Genomic DNA, 8347 nt, shown 5'->3' with positions numbered 1-8347 from the left:
GTCGCGGCGTCCCCCCCCCCGCCTTCTCCCAAACGGGGCGCCCGCCGGGGGCCCCCCTTTTTTTTTTTCCCCCCCCCCCCCCCCCTCCACCCCCCCCCCCCCCCCCCCCCCCCCCCCCCACCTCTCCCCCGATCGACGGGGCAGAGGAAGGGCGTGAGATTATTCCAGCCGGCGCCCTTCTCCGCTTTGTTTTCACGCCCCGCTCACTCGATTCAATCTCTTCAAAAACGGAACTATCTTCATGAAATCTCATGCAAAAGCGGTTGTCATCGGTGGCGGTGTCGTCGGCTGCTCGGTGCTTTACCATCTGGCCAAGGCCGGCTGGACCGACATCATGCTGATCGAGCGTTCGGAACTCACTTCCGGTTCGTCCTGGCATGCGGCGGGCGGCTTCCATACGCTCAATGGCGATCCCAATGTCGCCAAGCTGCAGGCCTATACGGTGCAGCTCTACAGGGAGATCGAAGAGCTTTCCGGCCAGTCCTGCTCGCTGCACCTGACCGGCGGCGTGATGATGGCCGACACGCCCGAGCGCATGGACTTTTTGCGCCTTGCCCACGCCAAGGGCCGCTATCTCGGCATGGACACCGAGCTGATCACGCCGTCAGAGGCCAAGGCGATGTTCCCGCTGATGGACGAGACCAATTTCGTCGGCGCCATGTGGGATCCGGTCGAAGGCCATCTCGACCCTTCCGGCACCACCCACGCCTACGCCAAGGCCGCCAGGAAGCTCGGCGCCGAGATCGTGCTGCGCAACCGCGTCGTCGAGCTGACGCAGGAGGTCGACGGCACCTGGAACGTCGTTACTGAGCAAGGCACGGTCAAGGCCGAGCATGTCGTCAACTGCGGCGGCCTGTGGGCGCGCGAGATCGGCCGCATGGTCGGCGTCGAGCTGCCGCTGCTGGCGATGGAGCATATGTACCTTTTGACCGAGCCGATGCCGGAGGTCGAGGAATTCAACAAGTCGACCGGCCGCGAGATGATCGGCGTCATGGACTTCAAGGGCGAGATCTACACCCGCCAGGAACGCAACGGCATCCTGCTCGGCACCTATGAAAAGGCCTGCAAGCCGTGGTCGCCGGTCAGCACGCCGTGGGATTTCGGCCATGAGCTGCTGCAGCCCGACATCGACCGCATCGCGCCGTCGCTGGAAATCGGCTTCAAGCATTTTCCCGGCATCGAGAAGGCCGGCATCAAGCAGATCATCAACGGTCCGTTCACCTTCGCGCTCGACGGCAATCCGCTGGTCGGCCCGGTGCAGGGCCTGACCAATTTCTGGTGCGCTTGCGCCGTCATGGCCGGTTTCTCGCAGGGCGGCGGCGTCGGGTTGGCGCTGTCGAACTGGATGGTCCATGGCGATCCCGGCTTCGACGTCTGGGGCATGGACGTCGCGCGCTTCGGCGAATGGGCGACGCTGCGCTACACCAATGCCAAGGTGCGCGAAAACTATTCGCGCCGCTTCTCAATCCGTTTCCCCAATGAGGAATTGCCGGCGGCACGCCCGGCCCAGACCACCCCGCTCTACGACACGATGCTGGCCAACAATGCCGTCATGGGCGATAGCTGGGCCCTCGAAACCCCGCTCTGGTTCGCGCCGACAGGCACCGAGCCGAAGGACATCGTTTCTTTCCATCGCTCCAACGATTTCGGGCCGATCGGCGAGGAAGTGCGCGCCACCCGCGAGAAGGTCGGCGTAACCGAGATCGCCAATTTCGCCAAATACGAAGTTTCAGGGCCGGGAGCGGAAGATTTCCTCAACCGGCTGATGACCAACCGCATGCCGAAGACCGGCCGCATCGTGCTGACGCCGATGCTGAACGAGTTCGGCAGGCTGATCGGCGATTTCACCATCGCCAAGGCGGGCGAAGAGCGCTTCATGATCTGGAGCTCGTCGGCGGCGCAGAAGTATCATATGCGGTGGTTCGAGAAGCACCTGCCGAAGGATCGTCCAGGGGCGTCACAGGTCCGCATTCACCGCTTTGACCAGACGCTGGTCGGCTTATCGATCGCTGGGCCGAAATCGCGCGACCTGCTGCAGAAGCTGGTCGATGTCGACATCTCGACCAAGGCCTTCCGCTTCATGGACTTCCGCGAGATGGCGGTCGGTGGCGCGCCCTGCATGGTCAATCGCATTACCTATACCGGTGACCTCGGCTACGAGATCTGGATGGCGCCGGCCTACCAGCGTCTCGTCTACAAGGCGATCAAAGACGCCGGCGAAGAGTTTGGCCTGGTCGATTTCGGCATGCGCGCCCTGCTCTCGATGCGCCTGGAAAAGAATTTTCCGACCTGGTTCCGCGAACTGCGCCCGATCTACGGGCCGTTCGAGGGGGCGATGGACCGCTTCGTCAAGCTGGAAAAGAACGACTTCATCGGACGCGAAGCGGCAGCCAGGGAACAGGCAGAAGGGCCAAAACTGCGCCGAGTCTCCTTCATCGTCGATGCCGCGGACGCCGACGTCATGGGCGACGAACCGATCTGGGCCAAGGTCGGCGGCAAGGACTACGGCACAGTGGAGAAGCCGCATGGCTATGGCGCGCCGCGTTTCGACACGGACGGCAAGCAAGTGCGCGGCTCGGGGGCCGCGGAAGGCGGTTTGGCCGTGCGCGGCATCGTCGACGGCGACTGGCGCGTGGTCGGCTGGGTCACCTCCGGCGGCTATGCCCATTACGTCCAGAAATCGATGGCGCAAGGCTATGTGCCAGCGGCCTTGGCCGCGGACGAGAGCGCCGGACTGTTCGAGATCGAGATCCTCGGAAGCCGACGACCAGCCCGCATCAATGTCGAGCCGCCTTTCGACCCGGGCGGCGAAAAGATGCGAGCCTGAAAGCATTGGACAGGCCCGCCCTTCGGGCCTGGCCCGCGCTGCCGATTGATATCGGGAGGATAGGGAAATGAGCGATCCGAGCGTCGAGCGACGGTTCGGTCGTCATCGCAGGATCGCGCCGTTCGAGCCGGACGCAGCAGGCTCAATCGAAGCGTTGCGCCTGAAGTCGCGGCAGAAGGCCGCTGAACTCAACCAGCATGTGCTTGGCTACGGCGCACTGGCGGAAGCCGAGTGGCACGACGCCGGCATTGCTGCTCCCGACCTGCCCGCCATGCGGCAATACCGGCTCGACCGCATCCGCGCCGAGTTGACGCGCCACGGCTATGCGGGAGCCTTGCTCTACGATCCGATCAACATCCGCTATGCGACCGACTCGACCAATATGCAGCTCTGGGTCGCGCACAATCCGACAAGACATTGTTTCGTTGCCACCGAAGGTCCGGTGGTGCTGTTCGACTATTTTTCCTGCGAGCACCTTTCCGACCACTCCGGCGTCGTCGACGAGGTTCGGCCGGCAGTGTCGTGGATCTATCTCTACAGCGGCGAGCTCACCGAGCAAAAAGTCCGCCGCTGGGCCGCCGGGATTGCCGATCTGGTCAAGGAGCATGGCGGCGGTATCGGCCGCATCGCCGTCGATCACATCAATCCCGAGGGCGTCGAAGAACTCGCCCGCCTCGGCATCTCGATCGGCAATGGCGAAGCGCTGATGGAAAATGCACGCCTGATCAAATCGCCCGACGAAATCCTGGCCATGCGCCGGTCGATCGTCGCCTGCGAGGCGGCGATGGGCGAGATGGAAGCAGCTTTGGGGCCAGGAATTTCCGAAAACGAATTGTGGGCCGAACTGCACCGCGGCAACATCGCGCGTGGCGGCGAATGGGTCGAAACCCGGCTCCTGACGTCAGGCCCGCGCACCAATCCCTGGTTCCAGGAATGCTCGTCGCGAACGATCGCAGCCGGCGATCTCGTCGCTTTCGATACCGATTTGATCGGCCCTTACGGTTTCTGCGCCGACCTGTCGCGCACCTGGCTCTGCGGCGACACCGAGCCGTCCAACGAGCAACGCGAGCTGTTTCGCATCGCCGCCGATCAGATCGCCCACAACATCGGCCTGATGCAGCCGGGCACATCGTTCCGCGATCTTGTCGAACGCTCGGCGGTGCCGCCTGGAGATTGTTTCCCGACGCGTTACGGCGTGCTCTATCACGGCGTCGGCCTGGCCGACGAATACCCGACGCTGCCGCATGCGATCGACTGGACCGAAGACACGCCCGACGGCGTGCTTGTGTCGGGCATGGTGCTTTGCGTCGAGAGCTATATCGGCCGTCTTGGCGGGCACGAGGGCGTCAAGATCGAAGAGCAGGTCCTGATCACCGAAACCGGCAACGAGCAGCTTTCGACCTATCCGCTCGACAAGCGGCTGCTCGGCGGCTGATTGTTTTATGCGATCGCCGCGACCGCGTCGCGCAGCGCCACCACGATCTTTTCCGGTGTCGTTCTGGCGGTGATGAACGGCAGGCCCTTGCGCCGCCTTGTCCAGCCGACGACCGTGACCACTTCCGCTGCCGGCTCGAAGCGCCGCGCCTTGGCCCAACTCCGGCAGTCGATGGCCGCAACATCGGCCTTGCCCTCGGCAATGGCGACGATCGAGGCGCGGTGGCCACCGCTTTCGCTGCGCTCAGAGAAGATGTCCAGGCTTTCGCCCAGCGCCTCCAGGTCACGCGTCAGCGCGATAATGCCCGACATGGAATCGAGGCTGTTGAAGGTAAAACGCTTGCCACGCAGGACATCGAGCGGGATGAGCGGGCTGCCATTGGACGGTGAGCCAACCGTTGGCGCTTCACCTGCGCGCATCACGAGCGCGCTCGAATAGAGTTCACCCTGGCCGCCCTCGAACGCGTCGTAGCGCGGCTGGCCGATCAGTTGAACATGCGTCGCCAGCCCGAGTTCCATCGGACCCCAGCAGGTCTGTGCGAACAGCAGCCCCGGATGCAGCCAGAGGCCGAAAAAATCCAGTTCGTCCGGCGGCAGCGTCGCCGGATCTGGCGCGATGACCTTTCCAGCGGCGTCGCGGATGCCGCCGTCTACAGGCCGCAGATCGGCATTGACGCGAGCGATGGTCTGCGGCGCGTCGATGCCTTTTTGCCGGAAGGCATCACGCAGCCGCGCCCATTGGGCATCGACCTCGCTCTTGTCTTCAGGCCAGTCGTACATGGGCAAACCGGCAACGAAATCGCTCATGCCGGAACTTTGATCGTTACGCTGGAAAATTGACAAGGCCATTGACGCGCACCTTGGGCATCGCTGTCGGCGATGCCCAAAAATTCATTCTTTCGGCGGCTCGGCCGGCACCGGCGCGCTGCCAAGCCCATTGAGGCTGCGCGCCCTGACGCGTGGCTTGAACGCCCGCCCCGATTCCGGCGTGCGCCGCAGTACCGGGTGGACGATCGGCTCCTTGGCCTTGAAGGCATATGCCCTGAGCAGCGCGAAATAGTTCGGATAGGCATAGCCATTGTTCATTCGCAGCCATTCGTCACGACGCTCGGCAAACAGCTTCGGTAGCCGGTACCAGGCCACCGTCGGGCTCTTGTGATGAACGAAATGCAAATTGTTGTTGAGGAACAGGAACGACAGCGGCGAACGCTCGACGATCACCGTACGGCCTTCCGGATGCTCCGACCATTGATGCTCGGCGAAGGTGCGGATCGAGATCAGCGACTGGCCGAGCCACACCGGCACCAGGATGTAGAGCCATAGCGGGATGCCGAAGCCGAACTGCACGACCGGCAGCACCACGGCGAGGCCGATGGCATGCAGCAGCCATGCCTTGCGGATTACCTTGTCGCCGGCAAGCATCTGCCTGGCGTCGTCGATGAAGAAGCCGATGCATGACAGCCACGGGCCGAGAATGAGGCGGCCGATCATGGTGTTGTTGATCTTCAGCAGGAACTTCATCGCCGGCGGCAATTCGTCATGGTGCCACAGCGCCTTGTAGTAGCTTTCAGGATCGTCAAGCGGATCGGTCAGCCGTTCGTCGGCATGATGGCGCAGATGAATGGTCTTGAACCGCCGGAACGGCCAGACGAGACCAATCGGCAGGAAGACGAAAGCTTCGTTGAGCTGCGCATTGCGGGTCGGATGGCCGTGCAGGACTTCGTGCGCCAGCGAGGATTGCAGCGCCGCCATCAAGGCCAGAACGATGAGCGCCAGCAGCGGATAGGACGGCCACAGGAACAGGCCGGCTGCGAGCCAGGTGCCGTAGCAGAAAAACGCGAGGAAGACGGTCGGCCATTCGATGGCCGGTGCGTTGCGTCGTCTGTTGCTTGTCATCGATCGACCACTGCCCTTCCAGTCGCCGGAACCGTTTTGATTCCTGACAGCATTGTGTCAGGAGCATCGTGATGCTGCAACGCGACAAAGCGCACAAAATGTTGCGATTGCGAATTTTAAGCCGCATGTGTTATCTATTGTAAACAAACAGGGGATTCATTTACGCCTTAGGTGCCGTTTTGGCAGGTTCGGCGGAATTTTTTCTTCCCAAAAGGCGGAATGACGATATGGACAAACGCGACCTGTCGACAGTGTTTCGGGAGCGCCTGAAGATGCTCCTGACACGATCCGATCTGAACCAGTCCGCTTTCGCGATTGCGGTGGGCATCGATCGCTCGGCGCTTTCGCAGCTGCTTTCCGGCGCCTCGACACGCCTTCCCCGCGCCGAAACGCTGCTCAACATCGCCGCCGAATTCAAGGTGTCGCTCGACTGGCTGCTTGGCCTCAGCCAGGACGAAGGCGTCACCGGTGAAATCCGCGAAAGCCTGGAGATCGAGGAAGCGGCCGACGGCTTCGACCGCACGCTGCTCGCCAAATGGCACGCCGAGGCCGCCGGCACGAAAATCCGTTATGTGCCGGCCGGTATTCCCGATCTTCTGCGCACCGAAGCGCTTATCGATTACGAGGCTGGTATTGCCAACAAGAGCCGCGAGGCCCAGGCTGGCGAGACGCAGTACCGCATCGACTACAACCGGCGGCCGGAAACCGACATGGAAGCCTGCATGCCGCGCCACACGCTGGAGATCTTTGCGCGCGGACTGGGCGTCTGGGACCGTTTCCCTGAGGCCGACCGCCACCAGCAGCTTCTTCACATGGCGACGCTGCTCGACGACCTTTATCCCACCTTCCGCCTGTTTCTCTATGACGGCCGGATGCGCTATTCGATCCCCTACACTATCTTTGGGCCTTATCGCGCCGCCATCTATGTCGGCGACATGTATCTGGTGCTGAACGCGACCCAGCCGGTCCGCACGCTGACCAGCCATTTCGACAATCTGATCCGCGCCGCCGACATCAACGCACATGAGGCGGCCAGCTTCACGCAAAGACTGGCGGAGATGCGATTTTGACGGCTTGTTTTACCGCGCCGACATTGACGCCATATAAAGATTTCTTTATATCCTTATCTCGACAAAAGAATTCCCGGAAGGCGTATTTCCAATGGCCAATCCAATTGACGCGCTGCTTGCCGAAAAAGGCGTCCTGCTCGCCGATGGCGCCACCGGCACCAATCTGTTCGCCATGGGGCTCGAGGCCGGCGAGGCTCCAGAGTTGCTGAACGAGACGGCGCCGGACACCATCACCAGTCTGCACCAGAACTTCGTCGATGCCGGCGCCGACATCATCCTGACCAATTCCTTCGGCGGCACCCGCCACCGGCTGAAGCTGCACCATGCGCAAGACCGCGTGCATGCGCTGAACAAGCGCGCCGCCGAGATCGCCCGCGCCGTCGCCGATAAAGCCGGCCGCAAGGTCATCGTCGCCGGCTCGGTCGGCCCGACCGGCGAGTTGCTGGTGCCGCTCGGCGCCATGACCTATGACGAGGCGGTCGAGGCCTTTGCCGAGCAGATCGGGGGCCTGAAGGCCGGAGGCGCCGAAGTCGCCTGGATCGAGACCATGTCGGCGCCGGATGAAATCCGCGCCGCAGCCGAAGCCGCGATTCGCGTCGGCCTGCCCTATACCTATACCGGCTCCTTCGACACCGCCGGCCGCACCATGATGGGGCTGTTGCCGAAGGACATCCACGGCGTCGCCGATGGCTTGTCGCAGGCGCCGCTCGGTGTCGGCGCCAATTGCGGCGTCGGTGCCTCCGACATCCTCGCCTCGCTGCTCGACATGACCGAGGCGAAGCCGGAGGCGACGGTAATCGTCAAGGGCAATTGCGGCATTCCGGAATTTCGCGGCGCCGAAATCCACTATTCCGGCACGCCCGAGCTGATGGCCGACTATGTCAGGCTGGCCGTAGATGCCGGCGCAAAGATCGTCGGTGGCTGCTGCGGCACCTCGTTCGCCCACCTCGCCGCCATGCGCAAGGCACTCGATGCGCATACAAGGTCGGATCGCCCGAGCATCGAAAAAATTGTCGAGCGCATCGGCCCGATGCGCAACAAGCAGGCGACAGTCAACACAGTCGAGACCAGCGAAGCCCGCCGCGAGCGCCGGCGCAGCCGCGCCTGAGGTAATTGAAAA

Annotated in this window: 6 protein-coding genes; 4 read left to right on the top strand and 2 right to left on the bottom strand. The window is 62.9% G+C overall.

Annotation, left to right across the window (positions count from 1 at the left end; translation table 11 throughout):
• Positions 1–241 precede the first annotated feature (241 nt).
• Together AC0L16_RS04085 and AC0L16_RS04080 are read left to right on the top strand one after the other, a co-directional pair.
• Positions 242–2827, top strand: coding sequence for a GcvT family protein (locus AC0L16_RS04085; protein WP_473619131.1), 2586 nt, complete (start codon positions 242–244; stop codon positions 2825–2827).
• A 67-nt stretch (positions 2828–2894) separates the two neighbouring features.
• Entirely contained in the window at positions 2895–4262 is a 1368-nt protein-coding gene (locus tag AC0L16_RS04080) for a M24 family metallopeptidase (protein WP_473619129.1), read from the top strand.
• 5 nt (positions 4263–4267) lie between these two features.
• On the opposite strand, the gene AC0L16_RS04075 is transcribed toward AC0L16_RS04080, so the two are convergent.
• Entirely contained in the window at positions 4268–5068 is an 801-nt protein-coding gene (locus AC0L16_RS04075; RefSeq protein ID WP_473619155.1) for a phosphate/phosphite/phosphonate ABC transporter substrate-binding protein, read from the bottom strand.
• Between the two features lie 84 nt (positions 5069–5152).
• Positions 5153–6157, bottom strand: coding sequence for a fatty acid desaturase (locus AC0L16_RS04070; RefSeq protein WP_473619128.1), 1005 nt, complete (start codon positions 6155–6157; stop codon positions 5153–5155).
• A gap of 227 nt (positions 6158–6384) precedes the next feature.
• Here AC0L16_RS04070 and AC0L16_RS04065 point away from each other — a divergent pair, with 227 nt between their 5' ends.
• Both AC0L16_RS04065 and bmt read left to right on the top strand, forming a co-directional pair.
• The gene (locus AC0L16_RS04065; RefSeq protein WP_473619127.1) at positions 6385–7227 is read left to right on the top strand and encodes a helix-turn-helix domain-containing protein; all 843 of its coding nucleotides are present in this window, start codon (positions 6385–6387) and stop codon (positions 7225–7227) included.
• A gap of 91 nt (positions 7228–7318) precedes the next feature.
• A complete protein-coding gene (gene bmt / locus AC0L16_RS04060; protein WP_473619126.1) occupies positions 7319–8335 on the top strand; it encodes a betaine--homocysteine S-methyltransferase in 1017 nt (338 codons plus the stop codon).
• Positions 8336–8347: the final 12 nt, after the last annotated feature.

The organism is Mesorhizobium sp. WSM4848, from assembly GCF_055811375.1.
Note: the sequence above shows the minus strand (reverse complement) of the source record. Positions and strands in the feature narration are given on the sequence as shown.

Coding starts and splice junctions, on each gene's coding strand:
- AC0L16_RS04085 (WP_473619131.1), top strand. CDS start 242: ATGAAATCTCATGCAAAAGCGGTTGTCATCGGTGGCGGTGTCGTCGGC.
- AC0L16_RS04080 (WP_473619129.1), top strand. CDS start 2,895: ATGAGCGATCCGAGCGTCGAGCGACGGTTCGGTCGTCATCGCAGGATC.
- AC0L16_RS04075 (WP_473619155.1), bottom strand. CDS start 5,068: ATGAGCGATTTCGTTGCCGGTTTGCCCATGTACGACTGGCCTGAAGAC.
- AC0L16_RS04070 (WP_473619128.1), bottom strand. CDS start 6,157: ATGACAAGCAACAGACGACGCAACGCACCGGCCATCGAATGGCCGACC.
- AC0L16_RS04065 (WP_473619127.1), top strand. CDS start 6,385: ATGGACAAACGCGACCTGTCGACAGTGTTTCGGGAGCGCCTGAAGATG.
- bmt (WP_473619126.1), top strand. CDS start 7,319: ATGGCCAATCCAATTGACGCGCTGCTTGCCGAAAAAGGCGTCCTGCTC.